This window comes from Yersinia aldovae 670-83 (genome assembly GCF_000834395.1).
Classification (GTDB): Bacteria; Pseudomonadota; Gammaproteobacteria; order Enterobacterales; family Enterobacteriaceae; genus Yersinia; species Yersinia aldovae.
In genome coordinates, this window is record NZ_CP009781.1 from 1,501,506 (window position 1) to 1,526,586 (window position 25,081).

Consider the following 25,081-nt stretch of genomic DNA (forward strand, 5'->3'; position numbering starts at 1 on the left):
ATCTGCTGTTCATATTTGAACTTCATTTCAACAGAGAGGCTGAAATCCTATTACGTTCAGTCTCGGGCCATAATAAGAAAAGTCTTTCAGAGCATGAATGGCTGTAAGAATGCGGGCCGTTACGCACTTGTGATTGAAGAGGATGTAACAGCTAGCAATATCAGTTGATGAGTAAACGAAATCACAGTAAGCCTCTAATGGTTTAGAACGTCAAAACCTTATCTGCCGCCAGAGTCCATTGAGCAAGCTCCACCAGCGTACCAATCTCTACACCCTCAACCAATGTTAACCCACTCACGCCACGGGCATCGGCACAGGTTTTGCACAATTTAACTGGCACATTCTGGGCAGTCAGAATTTCCAGCATTTGCTGTAAATTATAACCTTCGCGTGGCTGCTGCCCCTTCAAACCGGCAATTACCGCATCCGACATCAGGAATAGGCGCAAATCCAGGCAAGCTTGCTGTTCTTTTAAAGCAATAGATAAACGCAGCGCATTGAATAAAGATTCATGGCCATAAGCGGCACCATTGGCAATCACAACCAGCGAACTCATCTTTTCACTCATATTTGTATTCATATCACTTTCCTTCCAGTTAATCCGATAGCTTGCTATTAGCCTCTTTGCGCAATGAAAGACTATAGTTCAGCATTTCCAGGTAGGCATCGATTAATACCGGAGCTTCTTGTTTTATATCAAAACTTTCTGGCATATAAAGCCAATTTTCCATCAAGCCGGTAATATAGGCTCTCATGATAATCGCAGCACGACGCGTATCAAGATCTGCTGGTAATTGATTGGCCGAAATACAGCCTTGCAAAGCCAGCTCAATTCGCTCATAACTAGCTAAATCAAGGACTTTACGCGCGTCATGGACAGAGGTCATTTCACCGACAAACTCACACTTATGGAATACAATCTCCATCAAAGCACGACGTCGGTGGTCCTCGCGGGTGGAAACCAGAATATAAATAAGGATTTCGCGCAATATACGGAGTGGATTATCGGGATATTTTGCCTGATACTCTAACTCGAGCTGATCAATTTTAGACTCTGATGACTCCCAAACTTCGTTAAACAGGTCTACCTTGTTTTTGAAGTGCCAGTAAATAGCGCCTCGGGTTACGCCCGCGGCGACAGCAATATCAGTAAGAGAGGTGCCGGAAACACCATGCGCGGAGAATTCCCGCACTGCGGCATCCAGAATATGTTGCCGGGTCTCTTCGGCTTGCTGTTTGGTTTTTCGTGCCATAGGGTTGTTTTTTCGAGGGGGTGCGATTTACATACATTCACGAATGTATGTACCATAGCACGCACATACAATTTACGCAGCAATGGGTTTTAAAGCTTGTGATCCATTGAATTAAATTAAAAATCGGACACTTGAGGTTTATCTATGAGCAAAAACAGAGGGGTAATGCCTCTGGCTGCAATTCTGGTACTTTCAGGCAGCTTAGTACTTATAGGATGTAATGATAAAGATGCGGCACAAGCCCATGCTCAACAGGCTCCTGAAGTTGGTATTGTGACATTGAAAGCAGCACCGCTGAATATCACAACCGAACTACCGGGCCGCACGTCCGCATTCCGTATTGCAGAAGTTCGTCCGCAAGTTAGCGGTATTATCCTTAAACGTAACTATGTTGAAGGCAGTGATGTCACCGCCGGAACATCCCTTTATCAAATTGATCCGGCGACTTATCAGGCCGCTTATGACAGCGCTAAAGGTGATTTAGCCAAAGCACAAGCCGCCGCTGAAATTGCGCGTCTGACGGTAAACCGCTACAAACCATTACTGGGTACCAACTACATCAGTAAACAAGAGTATGATCAGGCGGTGTCTGATTCTATGCAGGCCAATGCTGCGGTTCTGGCAGCGAAAGCCGCAGTGGAAACTGCCCGCATTAACCTGGCATATACTCAAGTAACCTCGCCTATCACTGGCCGTACCGGTAAATCTTCAGTTACCGAAGGCGCTCTGGTAACCAGTGGTCAGGCGACAGCAATGACCACGGTTCAACAACTTGATCCAATGTACGTTGATGTAACGCAATCAAGTGACGAGTTCCTACGTCTGAAAAAAGAGCTGGCTGATGGCACGCTCAAGCAGGAAAACGGTAAAGCTAAGGTTCGTTTGTTGCTGCAAAACGGCACTGAATATGCTGAAACCGGGACACTGGAGTTCTCGGGTGTGACCGTCGATGAAACCACCGGTTCAATTACTATCCGCGCTATCTTCCCTAACCCGAATGAAGCGCTGCTGCCAGGAATGTTCGTTCGCGCCCGTTTGGATGAAGGTGTGCGACCTGATGCGCTGTTAGTGCCGCAACAAGGTGTTACCCGTAACCCGCGTGGTGAAGCAACGGCAATGGTGGTTGGTGCAGATAACAAAGTTGAAATGCGCACGCTGACCGCTAATCAGGCTATTGGTAATAAGTGGTTGGTTACTGACGGATTGAAAGCAGGTGATCGCCTGATTGTTTCCGGCTTGCAGAAAATCAAACCGGGCGTACAGGTTAAAGTGCAGGAAGTTACTGACCCGGCGCAAAAACCAGCCCCGGCTGAAACAGCGAAGAAGTCTTAAAAGGAGCCGGTAATTCATGGCTAAGTACTTTATAGATCGCCCTATTTTCGCATGGGTTATCGCCATCATCATCATGTTGGCGGGTGCCCTTGCGATAATGAAATTACCCGTTGCGCAATATCCAACCATCGCGCCACCGGCAATTTCAATCTCCGCCAACTATCCAGGCGCCGATGCGACCACTGTGCAGAATACAGTAACGCAGGTTATCGAACAGAACATGAACGGTATCGATAACCTGTTATATATGTCTTCCAGCAGTGACTCATCCGGTAGCGTGCAGTTGACGTTGACCTTTAACTCAGGCACTGATCCGGATATCGCTCAGGTTCAGGTCCAGAACAAACTGCAATTGGCCATGCCATTGCTGCCGCAAGAAGTGCAGCAGCAAGGTGTGAGTGTTGAAAAGTCCAGTAGTAGCTTCCTGATGGTAGCCGGCTTTATTTCTGAAGACGGCACCATGCAACAAGAAGATATCGCTGACTATGTAGGCTCTAACATCAAAGATCCTATCAGCCGTACCGCTGGGGTGGGGGATGTTCAGTTATTCGGTTCCCAATACGCAATGCGTATCTGGATGGACCCGCACAAACTGAATAACTTCGGCCTGACGCCGGTTGATGTTATCAATGCTATCAAAGTGCAGAACAACCAGGTAGCAGCCGGTCAGCTCGGCGGCACGCCACCAGTACCGGGTCAGGAACTGAACTCATCAATCATTGCGCAGACCCGTTTAACTAACGCGGAAGAATTCAGCCAGATCTTGCTGAAAGTCAATACTGACGGCTCTCAGGTGCGCCTGAAAGATGTGGCTATCGTTCAACTGGGTGCTGAAAGTTATAACGTCATCGCCCGTTATAACGGTAAACCTGCTGCGGGTATTGGTATTAAGCTGGCAACCGGTGCTAACGCCCTGAACACCTCTGCGGCGGTTAAAGCCGAACTGGAAAAATTGCAACCATTCTTCCCAGCCGGGTTGAAAGTGGTTTATCCGTACGACACCACACCATTCGTTAAGATTTCAATCCACGAAGTGGTTAAGACGCTGATAGAAGCTATTATTCTGGTGTTCCTGGTAATGTACCTGTTCCTGCAAAACTTCCGCGCAACCTTGATCCCAACGATTGCAGTGCCGGTAGTATTGCTGGGCACCTTTGCCATACTTTCTGTTTTTGGCTATTCGATAAACACCCTAACGATGTTCGGGATGGTGTTGGCGATAGGGCTATTGGTGGATGACGCCATCGTCGTGGTAGAAAACGTCGAACGTGTCATGCAGGAAGAAGGGTTACCACCGAAAGAAGCCACCAAGAAGTCGATGGAGCAGATCCAGGGCGCATTGGTGGGGATCGCGATGGTACTGTCGGCGGTATTTATCCCGATGGCCTTCTTCGGCGGTGCAACCGGGGCGATTTATCGTCAGTTCTCTATTACTATCGTTTCGGCAATGGTGCTCTCGGTTCTGGTGGCATTGATTCTGACACCCGCGCTGTGCGCAACCATGCTAAAACCTATCGCCAAAGGCGAACATGGGCCGAAAACCGGCTTCTTCGGTTGGTTTAACCGCATGTTCGAAAAAAGCACTCACCACTATACTGACAGCGTAGCCAACATTCTGCGCAGCACTGGCCGTTATTTGTTGATCTACTTGGCAATTGTAGTTGGTATGGGCGTGCTGTTCCTGCGTTTACCTTCTTCATTTTTGCCAGAAGAAGATCAGGGCGTGTTCCTAACGATGGTGCAGATGCCAGCAGGTGCGACACAAGAACGTACTCAGAAAGTGCTGAACCAGGTGACTGACTATTACCTCGACAAAGAAAAAGATGTCGTTAACTCGGTGTTTACCGTTAACGGCTTCGGTTTTAGTGGTCAGGGGCAGAATACCGGTCTGGCATTCATCAGTCTTAAAGACTGGAGCGAACGTCCGGGGGCTGAAAACAAGGTTCCGGCAATTGTAGATCGTGCATCCGCAGCCTTCTCGCAAATTAAAGACGGTTTGGTGTTCGCCTTTAACTTACCCGCCATTGTTGAGTTGGGTACGGCTACCGGTTTCGACTTCCAGTTGATTGATCAGGGTAACGTCGGGCATCAGAAATTAACCGAAGCACGTAACCAACTGTTTGGCATGGCGGCACAACATCCGGATATGCTGATCGGGATGCGGCCGAACGGGTTGGAAGATACGCCGCAGTTCAAAGTGGAAGTGGATCAGGAGAAAGCCCAGGCTCTGGGAGTATCTATCTCTGACATCAATACTACGCTCGGTTCAGCTATGGGCGGCAACTATGTAAACGACTTTATCGACCGTGGTCGTGTGAAGAAAGTCTATGTCCAGGCTGCTGCACCATTCCGCATGTTACCGGATGATATTGATAAGTGGTATGTCCGTAACAACGTCGGTCAGATGGTATCGTTTAATACCTTCTCCAGCGCGAAATGGGAATACGGTTCACCGCGACTTGAACGCTACAACGGGTTGCCATCAATGGAAATCCTGGGTCAGGCTGCACCGGGTAAAAGTACCGGTGAGGCAATGGACCTGATGCAGGAGTTGGCATCTAAATTACCAAGCGGCGTCGGTTATGACTGGACGGGGATGTCCTATCAGGAACGTCTGTCTGGTAATCAGGCTCCGGCACTGTATGCCATCTCGCTGATAGTCGTGTTCCTGTGTCTGGCGGCGTTGTATGAAAGCTGGTCGATTCCGTTCTCCGTAATGTTGGTGGTACCACTGGGTGTCGTGGGTGCGTTACTGGCCGCTTCCTTACGCGGTCTGAATAACGACGTTTACTTCCAGGTGGGCTTATTGACCACTATCGGGCTATCGGCCAAGAACGCCATTTTGATTGTTGAGTTCGCCAAGGACTTAATGGATAAAGAAGGCAAAGGCTTGGTGGAATCAACACTGGAAGCGGTTCGTATGCGTTTGCGTCCAATTCTGATGACCTCACTGGCCTTTATCCTTGGGGTTCTGCCACTGGTTATCAGTAGTGGTGCAGGCTCTGGCGCACAGAACGCGGTAGGTACCGGTGTTATGGGCGGGATGATCACCGCGACCGTATTGGCTATCTTCTTTGTTCCGGTATTCTTTGTGGTGGTTCGTCGCCGCTTCAGTAGAAAAAATGAAGATATAGAGCATACTCATGCGGTTGACCATACGGTGAAGTAAATCGTATAGGTATTAGATACCGAGTTCATGTATTACTATAAAGGCCGCTCAGCGGCCTTTTCTTTTGGCTCACCGGCCCCACTTTAGACCAGATAAAACAGCACGCTATCACTATTATTCAGTCATCCGCTGCATTCGTAGGGTTATATTGTGATCAGTCTATCAAATAGCGTCTTACGCATTTACAGTCAGGTAATAAGTTACTAAGATGAAAACCCTCATAAAAATGAATATAACCCAAGAGAGTAGCCACACAGCGAATACACCTGAGTATTTATAACAGTAGAGCTATAATATGACTGCCACACCAAATTCGTCTTATGCTCAGGTTAAATATTCAAAATAATGAAATTATATAATATCGGTCCAACGCTATTGAGGTTGCCGCTGGGCGGCGAATAACGATGCAACGTCAAGCAAGAAGGGAATCGCGAAGGGATTTATATGCTACTGAAAGCACTAGAAAAACAGAATCCAGCACTCATAGATGCGGCGCTCACATTGTGGCAACGGGGAGCCATTAAGCCTGATACTTACGTCATTGACGTCGATCAGGTCAAAGACAATGCCCGTTTACTGTTGGAAACCGCAGCACGCTATGGCATTACCCTTTACCTGATGAGCAAGCAGTTTGGCCGCAATCCACAGCTATGCAAAATCCTGTTGGAATGCGGCTATAAAGGTATTGTCGCCGTCGATTATAAAGAGGCACGCCAGCTTTATCGGCACCATCTGCCCGTCGCTCATATCGGCCACTTGGTGCAGATCCCAAGCGGAATGGTGGATGAGATAGTTGCCCACCAACCGGAGGTCATTACGGTCTACAGCGTGGCAAAAGCAAAGGAAATCGCCGCCGCCGCGACACGTCTGGGAATAAAACAAGCCTTGCTGCTGAAAGTCTGCCATCCCGATGACTTGATTTATCCGGGACAGGAAGCCGGATTCTCGCTAGATGAACTGCCTGAGGTCATTAGTGAAATAAAAATGCTAGCCGGTGTGCGACTGGCGGGCGTCACCCACTTCCCTTGCCTGCTTTTTGACAGTGAAAAAGGCAAAACCTTACCCAGCCCGAACCTCAATACGCTACTTCAGGCAAAAAGTATTCTTGAGCATCAGGGGATTTGTGTCGATCAGGTCAATGGCCCATCGGCAACCAGCGTCGAGAGTATCCCGATACTCGCACACTACGGCATTACCCATGCCGAACCCGGCCATTCATTGACCGGCACGATGCCTTCCAATCAGCAAGGTGAGCAGCCCGAACATATCGCAATGCTCTATCTATCTGAGATTTCTCATTGTTATCAGAACCATAGTTACTGCTATGGCGGTGGGTACTATCGGCGCGGGCACCTCAATCACGCTCTGGTGTATGACCAACAATGGCGGCCAGGCAACGTATTGAGCCACGATAATGACAGCATTGATTATACCCTCGGCCTGGCTGAAGTGTTCCCTGTCGGCAGCCCGGTCATTATGTGTTTTCGTACCCAAATTTTTGTTACCCGCAGTGATGTGGCTCTGGTAACCGGCATCCAGTCAGGCCAGCCCATGCTCCTCGGCATTTTTGATAGCCAGGGAAATACCATTCCACCATCCACACATTAGGAGGGGTTATGAGTAAATTCATCATTTTGGTGATTGATAGCTTTGGGGTTGGTGCTATGCCTGATGCTGCACAGGTTCGCCCACAAGATGTCGGAGCTAATACCTGTGGTCATATTTTACAAACCTATCCGCAAATGCGTTTGCCCCACCTGGAAAAGCTAGGTCTGATGAATGCCTTACATCTGGCAGCCCCCCATTTCACTGATAGCGTCATGCAGGAGAATCCACAAGCCTGCTTTGGTGTTGCCCGATTACAACATGTTGGCGGCGATACCTTTATGGGGCATCAGGAAATTATGGGAACCCTGCCGTGCGCCCCACGTCTTATGCCCTTTTCCAGGGTAAAAGCGCGTGTGGCTAATGCGTTGATCCGGCAAGGTTATCAGGTTGAGGAGCGCGGTGCGCCTGACGATAGCAGCAAGTTACGCTTTCTGTGGGTAAACGATGCTGTCGCCATCGGTGACAATCTTGAGGCAGACTTAGGCCAGGTGTTTAATATTTGTGCTAATTTAAATGCCATCAATTTTGAGCAGGTAGAAAACATGGGGCGCATTGTGCGCCGTTACGTGGAGGTAAACCGTGTCATTGCCTATGGCGGGCTATTGATGGATAGCCATGAAATCATAAGATCAGCTGAAGTTAAACAACAGCAATATATTGGCATTAATAGCCCGAAGTCTGGTGTTTATGATAATGGATTTCAGGTTATTCATCTCGGTTATGGTGTCGATGCCGATGTTCAGGTACCTCATCAACTTGAGCAAGTTCGAGTACCAACGATATTGGTTGGCAAAGTTGCTGATATCGTGGCCAATAGTGCTGGGCGGAGTTACCCGCAGCGGGTTGATTCGCAAACCATTTTAGATATCACATTGGCAGAAGTTCAGCGCCCTAAGAGTGCGTTTATTTGTACCAATATTCAGGAAACTGACCTTGCAGGACACGCGCAGGATGTGGAGCGCTACGCAGAACGTCTGCAATTGGTCGATAGCATGTTAGGCAAAATCATGGCCGCCATGACAATCGATGATTGTCTGGTCGTGATGGCGGATCACGGTAACGATCCCACTATCGGCCACAGTAAACATACCCGCGAGCACGTCCCGGTACTGGTTTATCGCATCAATCAAACCGCAACACAGCTTGGCATACGCCAAACAATGTCAGACATTGGCGCAACGGTATGCGAATTTTTCGCAGCCAAGGCACCACAGAATGGCCGCTCTTTCTGGAAGCAGTTAGCTGAACCCCGCAACTGATTGAACGTAGTAACCCTGTGACCTTAGGTAATGAAGCCACACATACCGAGATGACACCCCGTCGCCTGATACAACGCCAGCAGTCGAACTCCATTCATAGAGCCTGCGAACTTCAGTTTGTGGGCTTTTTTCTTTTTATTAGGCTTGAAACCCCCAAGTGAAGAGTGCATAATTAATGTTATATTATAACATAACATATGAGATTCTTATGAAAACGGGCATCCATCCTAACTATCGTACGGTGGTTTTTCATGACACCAGTGCAGATACCTATTTCACCGTCGGATCAACCATCGCGACCAGCCGCACTATCGAGCGTGATGGTCAAACCTATCCTTATGTCACACTGGATATCTCCTCGGCGTCACATCCGTATTACACCGGAAAACAAAAAGAGTATGCAAAAGAAGGCAGTACTGCACGCTTCAACCAACGCTTTGGCAGTTTCCTAACCAAAAAAACCAGCTAACCCAGAGAATTAACCATGCAAGTATTAAGTTCATTACGTTCTGCGAAAAACCGCCATCCAGACTGCAAAATCGTCCGTCGCCGTGGCCGTGTCTATGTGATTTGTAAAAGTAACCCGCGTTTTAAAGCAGTTCAGGGGGGAACCCATAAAAAGCGGTGATATTGCTGGTGAAGCTATTTGTAAGTCAAAGCCCTGTTGCTGCCCAACGGGGCTTTTTTTGCCTGTCAGAAATGTCAGTGAAAACTGGCCTCATTTCAAATCAGAGGCCAGCACTCATGTTTACACCATTACTTCATGCTCTTCACGAGAGTATCCACATTGTGTTTAAAAGCGTCGGTATATGTCGCTGCCGGGCCATCGGCTAGGGACAATGCCTCAGGATAAAGCTCGCCTCCCGCCTGAGCACCGCTGGCTGCGGCAATTTGTTTTACCAGGCGGGGATCGGTCTGATTCTCAATAAAATAGGTTTTTACTTTTTCTTGTTTGATTTGCCTGATCAAGCCAGCCACATCGCTAGCGCTGGCTTCAGCTTCAGTTGAGAAACCGACAGGTGACAAGAAAGTAACCCCATACTCTTGGCCGAAATAGCCGAAAGCATCGTGGCTGGTCAGCACTTTACGCTGTTGTGCGGGAATTGCGGCAAACTGCGCTTTCGCAAAAGCATCCAGCTTTTCCAAGTGCTGAATGTACTCTCCACCACGTTTGCGGAAATAATCAGCATCTGCGGGATCTGCTGCAATCAAAGCATTCATTACATTGTTAGCATATTTGATACCATTCGCCATACTGTTCCATGCATGAGGGTCTGTGACAGTTTTACCCTCTTCATCCATTTTGCGGCTATCAACCCCATGTGAAGCCGTAATGACCTGACCTTTATAGCCAGATGCGGTAACCAAACGCTCCAGCCACCCTTCCAGCCCCAAACCACTGATAAATACCACATCCGCTTTCGCTATCTGCTTACTGTCCTTCGGTGACGGTGAAAAACCATGCGGATCGCCATTCGGCCCAACCAGTGTGACCACATTGACATGTTCGCCCCCCACCTGCTGGACGATATCACCCAAAATAGAAAAGCTGGCTACCGCTTCGACGACTTTAGCCATTGCCAACGGGCTTGACAGCAGGGCAGCTACCGCCAAACCAATAGGTAAACGTTTCATTTAACTCTCCTTTAATAACAGGCACTTCTCAACGGCGCGCGGCAGTCAAAACACCACCACGCGTTCCAAATAAAATAGACAAAAAGAAGATAAAACTGGCACTGAGCACAATGGCAGGCCCGGCGGGTAATGATGCGTAATACGACCAGAGCAGGCCGATAACACTAGCAGCCACACCAATCAACATGGCGACAACCAGCGTATTTGGTAGGTTTTTTGCCCAGAAACGGGCGCTGGCAGCCGGTAACATCATTAATCCTACTGACATTAACGTACCAAGGATCTGAAATCCGGCGACCAGATTGATAACCACCAATGAGAGAAACAAGGCGTGTACCACCATCAACCAGCGGCCCATACTGACGCGCAGAAAGACCGGATCAAATGACTCAATCACCAGCGCACGATAAATAGCCGCTAAAACCAGCATCGACACGGTGGTAATCGCGCCGACCAGCGTCATGGCTTCTCTATCGACCGCCAGAATAGAACCAAACAAAACATGTAGCAGATCCATATTGGAACCGCGCAGCGAAACCAATGTGACCCCTAACGCCAGTGAACCAAGATAAAAACCCGCAAAACTGGCATCTTCCTTTAATAATGTCCGGCGGCTCACCCAACCAGACATCATAGCCACCGCCAAACCAGCAATAAACCCCCCTATCCCCATCGCCACCAGCGACATGCCGGAGATCAAATAGCCGATAGCCGCACCGGGCAATACCGCGTGAGACAAAGCATCGCCTACCAGACTCATTCGTCGCAATAATAAGAAAACCCCAAGTGGCGCTGCACTAAGTGACAATGCCAGACACGCAACCAACGCCCGTCGCATAAAACCGAAGTCAACAAAAGGATCGGTAAGCAAATGAAATACCATCATAAATTGATAACCGCCTGAGATTCGGGCTGACGCAATACTGAGGAAAGGGGACAAGAGGTATGCTGTGATTGATGTAACCGCGCAAGAACCCGGGCCGATTGCTGCCAATCATAGTGTTGGGGCGTTAACCACAATGCCTCTGTAAAATGATCTGCAACCATCGACATATCATGCAACACCGCAATAATAGTGCGGCCTTCAGTATGTAACTGATGGATGACTGCGAGTAAAAGTTGCACCGTCTGGCTGTCAATACCGCTAAAAGGTTCATCCAACAAAATCAATTGCGCCTGCTGTACTAATACGCGCGCGAATAATACCCGTTGCAACTGCCCCCCCGACAGTTCGGCAACAGGTCGGCGTGCCATATCAACCATCCCAACGGTATCCAACGCCTGCTCGATACGTTGTCGTGATAGGTGGCTCAGCCCAGCGAGTAACCCACATTGCGGCCAGCACCCCATCGCCACCACATCTTGCACTACGATCGGAAACTGCTTATCCAATTCAGCCTGTTGAGGAAGATAGGCAATTTGAGGCGATTTCCCGCAAGTGAACGTCATTTTCCCTGAGAGCGCAGGCTGTAACCCGGCCAACGTTTTAAGTAATGTCGATTTACCGGTACCATTGGCACCAATAACCGCAGTCAATGACCCCTTCCTAAAGCAACCCGTTAACGGGGGTGTCAGAGCCTCTCGCTCATAACCCAGTGCAATATTTTCCAGATTTATCATGGTAATACATTCGCCCAAATGATGGCGCACCATAACAGCAGGCACAGTAAAGCGACTCCTGCTACACGCTGCAATGAGGGTAGTGAAAATAGCGTCCAATAAGGCAGAGAATTTAATCGGGTAAGGAAAGCCTGTTTATTCATAGCGAAAATGATTGAACATTAAGTGATACATTATAACATCACATAAGATAACCAAATTCAAGTGGCCCTGAGTATTTGTCAGACTTTAAACATAGCAAACCGTATCGTTACAGCTTGCATGAACGGATGCAAAACCGCCCCTTCTTGACCAAACCCACAATGCCTTCTAGCTTAATAGAGCGAAATGTTAGATTTACTGTTAGTAATAGACTTTAATATGGGAAATCCTATTTATAGGATGTTATTTTATCGAGGAATGATGGCTCAAATAACGCCATGATGGCTTAAATGGCAGCATGTGTTGAAAATCTCATTTATCTTGAGTTTTCTGATTTAAATCATGTAAGTAGTTACTATCGAAAAAAACAGTACATTCTTTTGAGTATTGCCCGGCGAAAATGAATTATTCCCACTATCATAAACGGACAATTAATGAACAATGAAATAGCTGGCGACTTCACTTCAGGTCATTACCCGATCTCATTACTGAAAAATGTTATCCGAAATAATATCCATACAATCGAAGAAAGTTTTGTTTCCGGGTTAATGTATTATTCGGAAGATGCGCACTATACACCGGGTTCATTAGAGATCCTTGAGATTATGCATATCGAAGATAACCGTTATTCAATGACTTACCGATATCAGTGGTATATCTTTAACGCATGTCTGGATATCAATACTGAAGAACTTCTAACGAACGCTGTAACATTTATTGTACATCCCAAAAGAATTCTCTTTGATATAATTAACAACGACAGACCTTCAACCGCAGATGAATTGTAAGATTAAGTAATAAAGTTACGCGGCGAGTGGAGAAATGATTTATATTCATAGTATGGCAAGTTTATTTAGTTTAAAGATAAGCCTCTGCGTTTATACGATTATCAATCTACTCACATTGTGTTATCAACACCGAATTAAGTCTTTACGGAGGGGATGATATGGATGAGTACTCGCCTAAGCGGCATGACATTGCCCAGTTGAAATTTTTATGCGAAAACCTGTATGATGAAGGCATTGCAACCCTTGGCGATAGCCATCATGGCTGGGTAAATGATCCTACATCTGCGGTAAACCTTCAGCTTAATGATTTGATCGAGCATATAGCTTCATTTGTGATGAGTTTTAAAATAAAATACCCAGATGACGGCGATTTGTCAGAGTTAGTGGAAGAATATTTAGACGATACTTATACTCTGTTTAGTAGTTATGGCATCAATGATCCCGAATTGCACCGCTGGCAAAAAACTAAAGAGCGTTTATTCAGACTTTTCTCAGGGGAATACATCTGTACCCTGATGAAAACTTAAGGGATAGTTTCCCTATATTAATTTGTATATCGAGAAGAAAAACCACCATGACAAAAACTGACTACCTGATGCGTTTAAGAAAATGTACGACTATTGATACGCTGGAACGTGTAATTGAAAAAAATAAGTATGAGCTTTCTGATGATGAGTTGGAATTGTTTTACTCTGCTGCGGACCACCGTCTGGCTGAGCTAACAATGAATAAGCTTTATGATAAAATCCCACCTACTGTCTGGCAACATGTGAAATAGTCTGCTTAACGCTGGTTAAGACACACAACGTTGAGCCGATAATCGCTATCGGCTTCAATGAGTTCGGTGGTGAGTAAGTGTTTTAATTTTTGATGACTTATTGATTAAGTGACGGTATTGAAAGCAAATTTCAATCCTGCGTTATTGTGTACCCCGAGTTTAGGTAAAACACCTGAGTCATCAGACTTATGTAAGAGCATTTAAGTAAAGTAGCTAGGAACTTTCCAATTTATTCAATTTTAGTTAATAGCCGATAATTGAAACATATTATTAGTCCGTTATATTTAGCTTACTAAAAACCCACATAGAAACATACTTCATTACATAATAAGAAAAATCCCATTCCCGGTTACAATTTACCGATGCATTAACATATGCCACAACAATGTCTTATCGATAAAATAAAATCCCAGAGGATAAGAATAACGCCCATCGGGTGATATTGATGCAAAGCATGTCAGACAGTTAGCAATACAACAGTTAAACAGGTCAAGGTACCCATCAAATAGATAACAAAAGGAGGTAATAGTAGTGCGAGTGGCACTGAGTGGTTAATAAATGAAGCTACAGAAATGGTGGAGGCCCTGCCAGCTACATCCCGGCACACACCTCGCCTGCTACGGCTGCTTCCTTCCGGATCTGACCGAGTTCACAAGTTAGTGTTGCGGGAGAACCAACAGGGCCTCCATTGACGTTGACGGCCCCTAAACTCTGGAGCGGTGGGCATTATCGACCATGAGCCAGCAAATAGCAAGGCAACACGCGCTGACCGGTGCTTTCTTGTCCAGCCTTCATCAGCTTAGCGCTAAATCTATTTTCCTCAGACACTAAAATCGCCGATGATAGCCTTTATGCAGGTAACGGCTAATGGCAAGTAACAGGAGGCGGTGATGCCATCAAAATACGCTAGCGTGGATCAAAATGGGTCTGACGCCGCCCGGCAAGACACTCCGCCCCATCAGGACAGCTTTCGTCAGCGGGTATTCTATGTGGTTGCGGCTATTCCTCATGGTCAGGTAGCAACTTATGGCGATATTGCGCAACTCATCGGCTCCCCCAGAGCGGCCAGGCAGGTGGGTGGCGTATTGAAACGCTTACCTGAAGGCTCGACGCTGCCTTGGTTCCGGGTGATCAACCGTTATGGTGAAATATCGCTAACCGGCGAAGATTACCTGAGGCAAAAGAAGGCGCTACAGGCCGAAGGAATAGAAATGGATGCGGCTGGCCGGGTTGATTTACCACAGTATCGTTGGAAAAACCGAACAAAATAGCGCCACAGGATAACGAGTAGCCTGCGGTGCTATGTCAGTTTATGCGTGCGGGGGATTACTGTATGGTCGCAGCGCCCAGTGTCGATGCTGCCAGAGGCGTTGTCTCAATTGCGACAGAGGTAACAGGAACCAGCAACAAATTAGCCTGGGTGCCTGCACCACGGTTTATCACTTCCGCAATGGTATCAGTGATAAACAATAGCCGCCCGTTATGGGTAACGGCTGCACTGACGATTATCCGTGCATTTGGCTGAATCTCTGCTGGGTTAAACGGCAAAATGTAATTAAACGGTGCCTGCTTACCCTCAGTGCGCATCGCTTTCTGACTAATCACCCGTGATGGTGCATCAGCCAGTGAAGCATCCGACAGCGTGACGGTCACTACCGCATCGGGTGGTAATGCTACGCGCTCGCGGATATTCACGGTCCCCTTCACCGCCGGTTGTGCAATAGCGGCGTTCGCCGTTGATGAGCCTGCGGGCGCGGGTTCCGCAACATGAGTCCCTTGATGAACACAACCGGCCAAGCTGACCACAACGGCTGCACCACCCACTATCTGCCAGAATTTCATTGGTTGCCAAGGTTTCATAGGTCGCACTCCTTCTTATTATTAAGATGCAGGCTATTGACATAAGCTTGCGTTTAATAAGTGGCTTCAACCACCTAGCAAGCTAATTATAGCACAAAGTGCTATTTATTATCAGTTCATACCCGATTAAGCTATTTATCAGACGATTCCTTATCAGAAAATCAGCAACAAATTTGGCTTTCACCGCAATATATTGACGACTGACCAGCAGATTCAGCACACTGTGTATGAACTCAATTATCAGAGGCCACAACATGAGCCAGCCATTACAAAAACTGCTCGAACTACTCTCTCTGGAAAAGATTGAGGAAGGGATATTCCGTGGCCAAAGTGAAGACTTGGGCTTGCGTCAGGTCTTTGGTGGCCAAGTGGTGGGTCAGGCTATTTATGCAGCCAAGCAGACGGTGCCCGCAGAACGCGATGCCCACTCTTTCCACAGCTATTTTTTGCGCCCCGGCGACAGCAGCAAACCCATAATCTATGATGTAGAAACCCTGCGCGATGGCACCAGTTTTAGCGCCCGTCGGGTCAGCGCGATTCAAAATGGCAAGCCCATCTTCTATATGACGGCCTCATTCCAAAGCCAGGAAGCCGGTTTCGAACACCAAAACACCATGCCGAATGTGCCGCCACCTCAAGGTTTGATGTCTGAAACTGACATTGCCCATAAGTTTGCTCATTTAATTCCTGAAAAAGTGCGGGAAAAATTTATTGGCCATCAGCCCATTGAAATGCGCCCGGTAAAGTTCCACAACCCGCTGCAAGGCGAAGTGGCCGAACCGCATCGCGCTGTCTGGTTCCGTGCTAACGGCACCATGCCAAATGATTTATCGGTTCATCAATATTTACTGGGGTATGCCTCAGATTTCAATTTCCTGCCTACCGCCTTGCAACCTCACGGCATCGGTTTCCTTGAGCCAGGCGTGCAAATTGCCACCATTGACCATTCTATGTGGTTCCACCGGCCATTCCGTTTGGATGATTGGCTGCTTTATGCGGTAGAAAGCACCTCAGCCTCTGGCGCACGCGGCTTTGTTCGCGGGCAGATATACAACCGTAAAGGTGTATTGGTGGCCTCGACAGTGCAGGAAGGGGTTATCCGATTACATCGTTGATACCGGCCAAATAGATAAGGGGCGATCTCTTCATCGCCCCTTTTACTTTCTTATTATTTATTTCCTGACATTTATAACTTACTGATTATAAGCATTTTCGCCGTGGCTATTAACATCCAACCCTTCGCGTTCTTGTTCTTCTGGCACCCTCAGGCCCACAACCAAATCAGCGATTTTGAAGGCAACGAAGGCAACAACACCAGACCAAACCAGACATACACCGACGCTGAATAACTGGACACCGACCTGATGACCCATCGTGACACCCGCAGCATAACCTGTACCGCCCAATGAAGCAGAGGTGAAAACGCCGGTTAAGATACAGCCGATAATCCCACAAACGCCGTGGATACCAAACACATCACAGGTATCATCTACACGCAGCCATTTCTTTAGCAGAACCACGCCCCACAGACCAGCAACACCCCCGACCAAGCCGATAATCAGTGCGCCCCCGACACCCACCGTACCTGCCGCGGGAGTGATCGCAACCAAACCTGCGATACATCCTGAACATGCGCCCAACAATGAAGGCTTGCCGCGTAAAATCCATTCGGCAAATACCCAGGACAAAATAGCCCCGGCAGTGGCGACCACGGTATTTAGGAAGGCAAGTGCCGCAATTTCGTTGGCTGCACTGGCTGAACCGGCATTGAAACCAAACCAGCCAATATACAAAATGGCAGTGCCGGTAAACACCATCGGTAAGTTATGCGGTTTGAATGCTTCTTTGCCGAAACCGGCGCGTTTGCCCAGTAAATAAGCGCCGACCAAGCCCGCAATCGCCGCATTAATGTGTACAACGGTGCCGCCAGCAAAGTCCAGCGCACCATCCATTGCCAGGAAACCGCCGCCCCACACCATATGCGCCATTGGCAGATAGGAGAAGGTGAACCACAGCGCCGCAAAGATTAATACCGCAGAGAAACGAATACGTTCAGCGAATGATCCCACCACCAATGCCACCGTGATACAGGCAAATGACGCCTGAAATACCACATGGATATATTGATAGAAGGTGCCACTCAAGCTGGTCAGGCCAATACCTTTCAGCATTGCCATATCAAAACCACCGAAGAAAGCGTTACCGGCACTAAATGCCAGGCTGTAACCGTAGAGAATCCACAGAACGCACACCAGCGCAAAACTCACCATCACCTGCGTCATCATCGACAACACGTTTTTAGAGCGCAGTAGGCCACCGTAGAACAGGGCAATACCGGGGACAGTCATAAACAAAACTAAAGCGGTACAGATCATCATAAAAGCATTATCTGCTTTATCAGCCACAGCCGGGGCTGCGGCCATTGCCAAAGAAGGCAGCATCGCTACCGTACTCAGGCCCAACATGGATAAAAGTTTTTTCATCATCAACCCATCCCTATTCACTCAATTTGAGCCTACAAATTACAGTGCTGATTCGTCTGTTTCGCCAGTACGGATGCGAATAACACGTTGCAATTCAGCAACGAAAATTTTGCCATCACCAATCTTGCCGGTGTAGGCCGCCTTACTGATCACATCAATCACTTCATCCAATTGGTCGTCGGCAATCGCGACATCAATTTTTACTTTAGGTAAGAAATTGACGCTGTATTCCGCTCCCCGATAGAGTTCTGCATGTCCTTTCTGACGACCAAATCCTTTGACTTCGGTTACGGTCAGCCCCTGAATACCCACAGAGGATAAGGCTTCACGCACATCCTCGAGTTTGAATGGTTTTATCACCACGGTAACCAGCTTCATATTTTCCCCTTCTCGAGTTAAGTCGAATTTATCTCCGCCACCAACACATGCCTGCCACAAAACAAATAAAGCAAAGGCTATGCCACAAATTGAGCAGACCATGATTTAGCGTCGAAATGGCAGATACAGGCAGGTCAAACGGACTGATTCAGAGGAGATATGAGATTAGCGATGGCAGTGAGCAGTTTTTGCGCACCAAAAGAGTGCGATATGCGTCACAAAAGTGCGTGCGCCCTTCGCTGCACAATTGCTCTGCCTGATTAGGGTGCTCCAGTCATCATAGATGTGCATTAATAGAGCGATAGCATCGTAGCCGTAGGGTTATGGGAAAGATGGGGCCATGACCTTCAGCCCCAACGGAATTTTGTTAACCCACCGCGCTTTCAACTTGATCAATTGCGGCCAAGTCTTCACTGACTAACTGCAATTGGTACATCTGATAATAGCGCCCATGAGCAGCCAGCAATGCCTGATGCTTACCTTGTTCAACCGCGACACCGCGATGCAACACCAAAATAGTATCAGCATCGACAATGGTTGAAAGGCGATGGGCGATGACCACCAGCGTGGTATTTTGGCGAATCAACTGCAACGCTCGCTGTATCGCCTGCTCGGTGCCAGAGTCAATATTAGCGGTTGCTTCGTCGAGGATCAGGATTTGCGGCGTCTGCACCAACACCCGCGCCATCGCCAGCAACTGCTTTTGCCCCACAGACAACGTATTGCCTTGCTCACCCAGCAAACTGTGCAAACCGTCAGGTAAGGCGCGAACTAACGGTGCCAATTGCACCGTTTCAAGTGCATCCCACACTTGCTGCTCACTGATATCACGCCCCAGCGTCACATTGGCAAAAAACGAGTCAGCCAATACCACTGGGTCCTGCTGCACCATAGCCACCCCATGACGCAGAGTTTGGTGAGATAACCCCGACAACGACCGCCCATCGAGCAATATCTCACCATGCACGACCGGATAATAACCCATCAGCAGGTTAGCTAACGTACTCTTGCCACTGCCGGTATGCCCCACCAACGCGATAAAACCGCGTGAGGGCACATCAAGAGAGATGTTTTGCAGCACCATCTTGTCGCTACGATACGCAAAACTGACATTATTAACCTGAATACGGCCACTGGTCAGAGGGCGATCATCGGTGCCATAACCCTGTTGAGCGCGATCCATCAGGTCAAAAATGCGTTCGCCCGCAACCACGGCTTGCTGCAAGACTGATTGCTGTGAAGTCAATTCAATTAATGGTTCATTCAGGCGGCCAAGGTAATTAATGAAGGCATACAGGACACCAACCCCAACCGAACCTTCCGAGCTGAAGCCAAATAACAGCAATAAACCACATAACACCAGTGCTGAAAATAGGCTTAATAATGGGCGTAATAAAAAGCCCTCCAGCCGCAGTGTCTGCATACGCGCAACGTAGTGGGCGCGACTGGCTGATGCCATCCGTTCGCCAAATCGGGCCTGTTGGCGGAATTGCTGAATGACGCTCATCCCATTGATGACTTCATTAAAACCGTCGTTAATATCAGCCAGATAAGCCCTTACACGGCGCACGATCGGCGTACTGTAGCGCTGATAAATCGCCATAACCACCAGCACTGCCGGGAAGATACAAATAGAAATCAGCGCCATGCGCCAATCCAAACTGAACATCGCCACCAGCATCGCACCAATTAATGCCGCACTTTTCAATACCGTCGACACCACCATGACATACAAATCTTTGATAACTTCGGTATCGTTGGTTACACGGGAAATCAATTGCCCTACCGGTTGAGTATCAAACGCGCTGAGTGGTTGACGCAAAGCGGCATCCATCACTTCAATTCGCAGGCGTTGCACCACACCAACGGCCGCGCGATTAAACAACAATGCTTGAAAATAGTGCAATGCTGCCGCCAACAGTTGCAGCAACAGATAAGCGAATGCCAAACCACTAACCAACCCTAGCGGAAGAGTGCCTTTTGCCACCACATGGTCAATGAAATAGCTGATAAGCAGCGGGCCACTGACTTCTGCGGCCGCCGCTATCCACAACATCAATACCGCCAACCCCAACGGCTTACGGTATGCGGAACCATAGGAAAGCAGGCGTTTTAGTGTCGGCCAAAGTTGCTGAACCTTACTCATCTGCTGGCACCTCTGGCTCACCCTCGTCCAGTGCGGCCTCTAATTGCTGATAACGGTACATCTCCCGGTACCAACCGGATTGATTGACCAATAAGTTATGTGCTCCGCGCTGCACCACCGTGCCATGCTGCATCACCAGAATTTCGCTGGCCTCGGTCAACGCGGAGAGACGATGCGCGCTGATAATCACCGTGCGATACTCTCCCCACTCACGCAGGTTTTTCAGAATTTGATATTCGGTCTGGCCATCAACGGCGGAAAGAGCATCATCAAGAATGAGGATTTCGGTCTCTAACAGCAGTGCTCTGGCAATAGAAATACGCTGTTTCTGCCCACCAGAGAGCATCACGCCACGCTCACCAACCTCGGTGTCATAACCTTGGGGCAGACGCAAAATATCCTCATGCACACTGGCTAAACGAGCGGCCCGCTCAATCTGCGCTGGTGTGGCGTCAGGTTTACCCAAAGCAATATTACCAGCAACAGTATCGGAGAACAGGAAAGGGGTCTGACTGACCACCGATAAACGGCCACGCCAATCATTTAAACGCAGATCCGCCAGCGGATGCCCTTGATAACAAATGGCACCATCATCTACATCAAATTGCCGCTGAATCAGTGCCAATAAGGTACTTTTACCTGAACCAGTTGGCCCGCACAGCCCCAGCATTTGGCCTGGAACCAATTTCAGCGCCACATCATGTAATGCCGGTTGTTCAGTGGCAGGATAATGAAAATGGCGAATATTTACCGTTAATGTGCCGCGCCCGTCAGATAATTCGATATCACCGTCTTTAACCACCGGCGCTTCTTCGAGCAAACTGCGAATGCGACTATAGGCGGCACTCCCGCGTTCCACGATATTAAACATCCAGGCCAATGCCAGCATCGGCCAGATCATCAGCCCCAGATACATCACAAAACTGGTTAATTGCCCCAAGGTAATACTGTGGTTAACCACCATCCAACTACCGCCGCCAATGGCTAATAAATTGGCAACACCGATAGCAATATAAATAGTCGGATCAAAACGGGCATCAATACGTGCCACATACATATTTCTGGCACCGGCCTCTGATGCCACCTGCGCAAACTGCTGCGACTGACTCTCTTCCAGCCCAAAGGCCTTAATCATGCGGATACTGGTGAGGCTTTCTTGCGCCTGATTATTGAGCATTGAGAAAGCGCCTTGGGCTGATTTGAAACGTTGATGCAGTTGGTCGCCGTAATATTTGATCACCACCGCCATCACAGGCATCGGTAACAGTGATAGCAGGGTTAATTGCCAGCTAATTTGGGTACTCATCACAATCAATACCGCGCAGCCCATCACCAGTGAATCAACCAACGTTAGCACCCCCTCGCCTGCGGCAAAAACCACGCGGTCGACATCGTTGGTCGCTCGGGCCATCAAATCACCAGTGCGATGACGCTGATAGAAGCCAGGAGCCTGCCGACTAAGTTGGCGATAGAAATTAGCCCGTAACTCCACGGCCAATTGATAAGACGCACCGAATAAGAGCACTCGCCAGACATAACGCAGCAGATAAACCACCACCGCAGTCACTAGCATGACACCAATCCACACCAGTAACCTATCGGCGGACATCTGTTTAGCGCTAATGCCATCCACAATTACCCCTACCAGCTTAGGTGGCAATAATTGCAGAACTGCAATAATAATCAGCAACAGCACCGCACCTACATAGCGACGCCATTCTCGGCGGAAATACCAGCCTAATTGTGCAAACAGTCTCACTCGGTTTTATTCCTGGTCTAACAACAAATTAGAGGGATGTTCTTCCCGCTAAACGAGAATACCCTTGCTAAAACAGTATTCACTCGGGGACAGGTAGTACCGTGGTGTATTTAATCTTCTCCATCGCAAAACTCGATGTCACATCAATCAGCCCCGGTACGCCGTTCACCATACGTTTGTAAAAACTATCGTAACTTTTCATATCAGCAACTTCGACCTGCATAAGATAATCAAATTCACCTGCCATACGGTAAAATGCTAACACCTCAGGCATTTGCTTAGTAAATTCAACAAACTCCTGATACCAGCCACTATTATGCTGCTGCGTCTTGATCAGTACAAATGCCGTCAATCCTAATCCTAACTTTTCGCTATCCAGTAACGCCACCCGCCCGCGAATAAATCCCTCATCCTCCAGGCGTTTCAAGCGTTTCCAGCAAGGCGTCGAGGTCAGATTAACGGCTTCAGCCAGTACTTGCAGTGATTGCGTGCAGTCTTCTTGCAGCATACGGAGTAACTTGCGGTCTGTTTTATCTAACATATCGATCACCGATAGAATAAATTTCTACCATTTGGCGATAAAGAAGTAAAAATGGCAACGTTTTTTTCTTTGCTAACCGTTACTCTAGTCATCATTAGTTAACTCCCGACATCGCAGGCCATAATATGACCAATACTTGGGTAAAAAATGCTATCAGTGAAATAGAAGCTGATTTTCAACGCTCCGCTGATACTCACCTGATCCGCTTAAATTTACCGGCGTTTCCCGGCATCTATCTTTATTTAAAAGATGAAAGCACCCACCCGACGGGCAGTTTGAAACACCGTCTGGCACGCTCACTGTTTTTATATGGCTTATGTAATGGGTGGATAACCGAAGGGACAACCATCATTGAGGCTTCATCCGGCAGCACTGCGGTATCTGAAGCCTACTTTGCCCGGTTGATAGGCTTACCCTTCATTGCTGTTATGCCAAGCTGCACGGCACGGCGCAAAGTTGAACAGATCACCTTCTACGGTGGCCGCTGCCATTTTGTTGAGAGCGCCGGGCAGATTTATGCCGCCTCAGAACAATTGGCACATGACCTAAACGGCCATTACATGGATCAGTTCACTTATGCCGAACGTGCTACCGACTGGCGCGGCAATAATAATATTGCCGATAGCATCTTCCGCCAAATGGCGCGAGAACCGTTCACGGTCCCCGACTATATCGTGATGAGTGCTGGCACTGGCGGTACCTCAGCCACATTGGGCCGCTACATTCGCTACCAAGGGCATGATACGCAACTGGTGGTAGTTGATCCGGAAAATTCGGTATTTTATGACTGTTTTTGCAATCGTGATCGCACGGTAACCGGCAGTTGTGGTAGCCGCATTGAAGGGATTGGCCGTCCACGGGCTGAACCTTCGTTTATTCCGGAAGTGATCGACAGCATGTTGCGTGTGCCTGATGCCGCCAGTGTGGCAACGATTCATTGGCTGGAAGGTATCCTGGGGCGCAAAGTTGGGGCTTCAACTGGCACTAACGTCTGGGGAGCCTTGCAGTTAGCCAAGCAGATGCGTGAGCAAGGTAAAACCGGTGCCATCGTGACCTTACTGTGTGACAGTGGCGAACGTTATCTGGATACTTATTACAACACTGAATGGGTCAGCAACAATATTGGTGACTTGACCCCATTCAGCAATGAATTAGCTAACCTATAATCCCATGATAAAAAGCGGTTTTCCCGTATTAATCGATAATGGGGAAAACCGCCTTTCTGAAGAAAAAAACCGGATGGTTATCCGGCTGGCTAATAGCTATCCCCAAAGTTCAATATCAAGAACCAAGGGCATATAACCTCAGAATTCGGGGGAATAGGTGAGGTGTGGTGAACTTAGCCAATGTTGCAAATAGTGGGCGACGCCTTGTTGCTCGCAGCGACCAATAACCTGTAAATGAGGTAACTCTTGTTTCAATTGAGGTAATGCATTCCCCATCACCACCCCATGCCCAACGCGCGACAGCATCTCTTTGTCATTCATCGCATCACCAAATGCCATGCAGTCTGCCAGCGTTAAACCGAGGTGATGGCTCAACCGTTCTAAAGCCGCTCCTTTGTTACATCCACGCGGCAAGACTTCCAAACAATCGATGGCCGAGAAACAGAAATCGGCCTCATTGCCCATCTGCTGCTCCAACTGTTCCTTGAGCGCCACCAATTCCTGATGGGGTGCAATGAAACAAATTTTGTGGTTTCCGGTCAGCGGTAATGTATCCAGTGCGGTGAGATGGAAATGAAAACCACTGGTTTTATGGGCTGCCAGTAGCGACGGATCATTACAATCGGTAAACCACCCCTCGTCACGGAATATATGGAGAGTAGCCGTGGTCTTCCAAGGAGTACGCAACACAAACGCCACCAGCTCCGCCGCTAAATCCATGCCATACAGCGCTTCACCCTGCGCGTCACAAACCCGAGTACCATTGCCAGTAATCAGATAACCGCTCAGGGAAGAATGAGATAAAATCCCTTTCATATCAATATAATGACGGCCTGTTGCAAAAGTGAGTATCACTCCGCTATCCACAAGTTGATGGAGCGCGCTCAATGTGGCACCACCAATATTATGATCACGCATCAACAAGGTTCCGTCCATATCAAAAGCGGCCAGGCGATACATTTAAAACCTCGAAGAATGTGAAATTAGTAGCATGGATAAAATTATGACGTAGTATTTACGGAACTAATAGTGAACAAATAATTTAAACTATTCCTGATTTAGAGCCTATCTCAGTAGGTGTCATTGTGACAGGCAGCTTGAACATAGATAGCGCGGAAGAACCGTAGCGTACTCGCAGTACATGCGGATTCTGTGCACTACCGAG

Annotated in this window: 24 protein-coding genes and 1 other RNA gene; 12 read left to right on the forward strand and 13 right to left on the reverse strand. The window is 48.1% G+C overall.

What is annotated here, in order from left to right:
- Positions 1 to 202: 202 nt before the first annotated feature.
- Together AT01_RS07005 and acrR are read right to left on the reverse strand one after the other, a co-directional pair.
- Positions 203 to 556 carry a DsrE/DsrF/TusD sulfur relay family protein gene (locus AT01_RS07005; protein WP_042548536.1) on the reverse strand — a complete coding sequence of 118 codons (354 nt, stop codon included), beginning with the start codon at positions 554 to 556 and terminating at the stop codon, positions 203 to 205.
- 40 nt (positions 557 to 596) lie between these two features.
- Positions 597 to 1,253 carry a multidrug efflux transporter transcriptional repressor AcrR gene (acrR, locus tag AT01_RS07010; RefSeq protein WP_042546618.1) on the reverse strand — a complete coding sequence of 219 codons (657 nt, stop codon included), beginning with the start codon at positions 1,251 to 1,253 and terminating at the stop codon, positions 597 to 599.
- Positions 1,254 to 1,397: 144 nt separating this feature from the next.
- Between acrR and acrA the strand changes: the two genes are divergently transcribed.
- The 6 genes from acrA (at position 1,398) to ykgO (ending at position 9,249) form a co-directional block, all read left to right on the forward strand.
- Positions 1,398 to 2,585, forward strand: a complete 1,188-nt coding sequence (gene acrA / locus AT01_RS07015) for an efflux RND transporter adaptor subunit AcrA (protein WP_042546619.1) — start codon at positions 1,398 to 1,400, stop codon at positions 2,583 to 2,585.
- 16 nt (positions 2,586 to 2,601) lie between these two features.
- The gene (gene acrB / locus AT01_RS07020; protein ID WP_004703313.1) at positions 2,602 to 5,754 is read left to right on the forward strand and encodes an efflux RND transporter permease AcrB; all 3,153 of its coding nucleotides are present in this window, start codon (positions 2,602 to 2,604) and stop codon (positions 5,752 to 5,754) included.
- 444 nt (positions 5,755 to 6,198) lie between these two features.
- On the forward strand, positions 6,199 to 7,362 hold the full coding sequence (locus tag AT01_RS07025) for a YhfX family PLP-dependent enzyme (RefSeq protein ID WP_042546620.1): 1,164 nt from the start codon (positions 6,199 to 6,201) through the stop codon (positions 7,360 to 7,362).
- 8 nt (positions 7,363 to 7,370) lie between these two features.
- Complete coding sequence (locus AT01_RS07030; RefSeq protein WP_042546621.1) at positions 7,371 to 8,621, forward strand: phosphopentomutase; 1,251 nt, start codon at positions 7,371 to 7,373, stop codon at positions 8,619 to 8,621.
- 208 nt (positions 8,622 to 8,829) lie between these two features.
- Complete coding sequence (locus tag AT01_RS07035) at positions 8,830 to 9,090, forward strand: type B 50S ribosomal protein L31 (RefSeq protein ID WP_004703318.1); 261 nt, start codon at positions 8,830 to 8,832, stop codon at positions 9,088 to 9,090.
- Between the two features lie 15 nt (positions 9,091 to 9,105).
- Complete coding sequence (gene ykgO, locus AT01_RS07040; RefSeq protein WP_002208618.1) at positions 9,106 to 9,249, forward strand: type B 50S ribosomal protein L36; 144 nt, start codon at positions 9,106 to 9,108, stop codon at positions 9,247 to 9,249.
- Between the two features lie 128 nt (positions 9,250 to 9,377).
- Here the strand turns inward: ykgO and AT01_RS07045 are convergent, their stop codons facing one another.
- From AT01_RS07045 to AT01_RS07055, 3 genes are read right to left on the reverse strand one after another with little or no spacing between them, the layout of a single operon-like run.
- Complete coding sequence (locus tag AT01_RS07045; protein ID WP_004703326.1) at positions 9,378 to 10,256, reverse strand: metal ABC transporter substrate-binding protein; 879 nt, start codon at positions 10,254 to 10,256, stop codon at positions 9,378 to 9,380.
- Positions 10,257 to 10,284: 28 nt separating this feature from the next.
- Positions 10,285 to 11,142: a metal ABC transporter permease gene (locus tag AT01_RS07050; protein WP_042546622.1), complete on the reverse strand. Its 858-nt coding sequence runs from the start codon at positions 11,140 to 11,142 to the stop codon at positions 10,285 to 10,287.
- Entirely contained in the window at positions 11,139 to 11,876 is a 738-nt protein-coding gene (locus tag AT01_RS07055; protein ID WP_042548537.1) for a metal ABC transporter ATP-binding protein, read from the reverse strand. The genes AT01_RS07050 and AT01_RS07055 overlap by 4 nt, the downstream gene beginning before the upstream one ends.
- A 575-nt stretch (positions 11,877 to 12,451) precedes the next feature.
- Between AT01_RS07055 and AT01_RS07060 the strand changes: the two genes are divergently transcribed.
- The 3 genes from AT01_RS07060 (at position 12,452) to ymoA (ending at position 13,583) form a co-directional block, all read left to right on the forward strand.
- Positions 12,452 to 12,805 (forward strand): hypothetical protein, encoded by a 354-nt coding sequence (locus tag AT01_RS07060; protein ID WP_042546623.1) that lies wholly within the window; start codon positions 12,452 to 12,454, stop codon positions 12,803 to 12,805.
- Positions 12,806 to 12,963: 158 nt separating this feature from the next.
- Positions 12,964 to 13,332 (forward strand): Hha toxicity modulator TomB, encoded by a 369-nt coding sequence (tomB, locus tag AT01_RS07065; RefSeq protein WP_004703332.1) that lies wholly within the window; start codon positions 12,964 to 12,966, stop codon positions 13,330 to 13,332.
- Between the two features lie 47 nt (positions 13,333 to 13,379).
- Positions 13,380 to 13,583: an expression modulating protein YmoA gene (gene ymoA, locus AT01_RS07070; protein WP_002208622.1), complete on the forward strand. Its 204-nt coding sequence runs from the start codon at positions 13,380 to 13,382 to the stop codon at positions 13,581 to 13,583.
- Positions 13,584 to 14,165: 582 nt separating this feature from the next.
- On the opposite strand, the gene ffs is transcribed toward ymoA, so the two are convergent.
- Positions 14,166 to 14,262, reverse strand: an RNA gene (gene ffs, locus AT01_RS20645) — signal recognition particle sRNA small type.
- Positions 14,263 to 14,473: 211 nt separating this feature from the next.
- On the opposite strand from ffs, the gene AT01_RS07075 reads away from it, so the two are divergent.
- Entirely contained in the window at positions 14,474 to 14,854 is a 381-nt protein-coding gene (locus AT01_RS07075) for an MGMT family protein (protein WP_082039561.1), read from the forward strand.
- Between the two features lie 55 nt (positions 14,855 to 14,909).
- Here AT01_RS07075 and AT01_RS07080 read toward each other — a convergent pair whose 3' ends face one another.
- Positions 14,910 to 15,443, reverse strand: a complete 534-nt coding sequence (locus tag AT01_RS07080) for a YbaY family lipoprotein (RefSeq protein ID WP_042546625.1) — start codon at positions 15,441 to 15,443, stop codon at positions 14,910 to 14,912.
- Positions 15,444 to 15,697: 254 nt separating this feature from the next.
- Here AT01_RS07080 and tesB point away from each other — a divergent pair, with 254 nt between their 5' ends.
- Positions 15,698 to 16,558 (forward strand): acyl-CoA thioesterase II, encoded by an 861-nt coding sequence (gene tesB, locus AT01_RS07085; protein ID WP_042546626.1) that lies wholly within the window; start codon positions 15,698 to 15,700, stop codon positions 16,556 to 16,558.
- Between the two features lie 78 nt (positions 16,559 to 16,636).
- Here tesB and amtB read toward each other — a convergent pair whose 3' ends face one another.
- From amtB to AT01_RS07110, 5 genes are all read right to left on the reverse strand, one after another.
- Positions 16,637 to 17,926 carry an ammonium transporter AmtB gene (amtB, locus tag AT01_RS07090; protein WP_042548538.1) on the reverse strand — a complete coding sequence of 430 codons (1,290 nt, stop codon included), beginning with the start codon at positions 17,924 to 17,926 and terminating at the stop codon, positions 16,637 to 16,639.
- 39 nt (positions 17,927 to 17,965) lie between these two features.
- Positions 17,966 to 18,304 carry a P-II family nitrogen regulator gene (gene glnK, locus AT01_RS07095; protein ID WP_042546627.1) on the reverse strand — a complete coding sequence of 113 codons (339 nt, stop codon included), beginning with the start codon at positions 18,302 to 18,304 and terminating at the stop codon, positions 17,966 to 17,968.
- A gap of 367 nt (positions 18,305 to 18,671) precedes the next feature.
- Complete coding sequence (locus AT01_RS07100; RefSeq protein WP_042546628.1) at positions 18,672 to 20,450, reverse strand: SmdB family multidrug efflux ABC transporter permease/ATP-binding protein; 1,779 nt, start codon at positions 20,448 to 20,450, stop codon at positions 18,672 to 18,674.
- The gene (locus tag AT01_RS07105; protein WP_042546629.1) at positions 20,443 to 22,209 is read right to left on the reverse strand and encodes a SmdA family multidrug ABC transporter permease/ATP-binding protein; all 1,767 of its coding nucleotides are present in this window, start codon (positions 22,207 to 22,209) and stop codon (positions 20,443 to 20,445) included. Before AT01_RS07105 ends, AT01_RS07100 begins: the two co-directional genes overlap by 8 nt.
- 79 nt (positions 22,210 to 22,288) lie before the next feature.
- Entirely contained in the window at positions 22,289 to 22,750 is a 462-nt protein-coding gene (locus AT01_RS07110) for an Lrp/AsnC family transcriptional regulator (RefSeq protein ID WP_042546630.1), read from the reverse strand.
- 125 nt (positions 22,751 to 22,875) lie between these two features.
- Between AT01_RS07110 and AT01_RS07115 the strand changes: the two genes are divergently transcribed.
- Complete coding sequence (locus AT01_RS07115) at positions 22,876 to 23,916, forward strand: PLP-dependent cysteine synthase family protein (protein WP_004703348.1); 1,041 nt, start codon at positions 22,876 to 22,878, stop codon at positions 23,914 to 23,916.
- A 138-nt stretch (positions 23,917 to 24,054) separates the two neighbouring features.
- Here the strand turns inward: AT01_RS07115 and cof are convergent, their stop codons facing one another.
- On the reverse strand, positions 24,055 to 24,876 hold the full coding sequence (cof, locus tag AT01_RS07120) for an HMP-PP phosphatase (RefSeq protein ID WP_042546631.1): 822 nt from the start codon (positions 24,874 to 24,876) through the stop codon (positions 24,055 to 24,057).
- Positions 24,877 to 25,081: the final 205 nt, after the last annotated feature.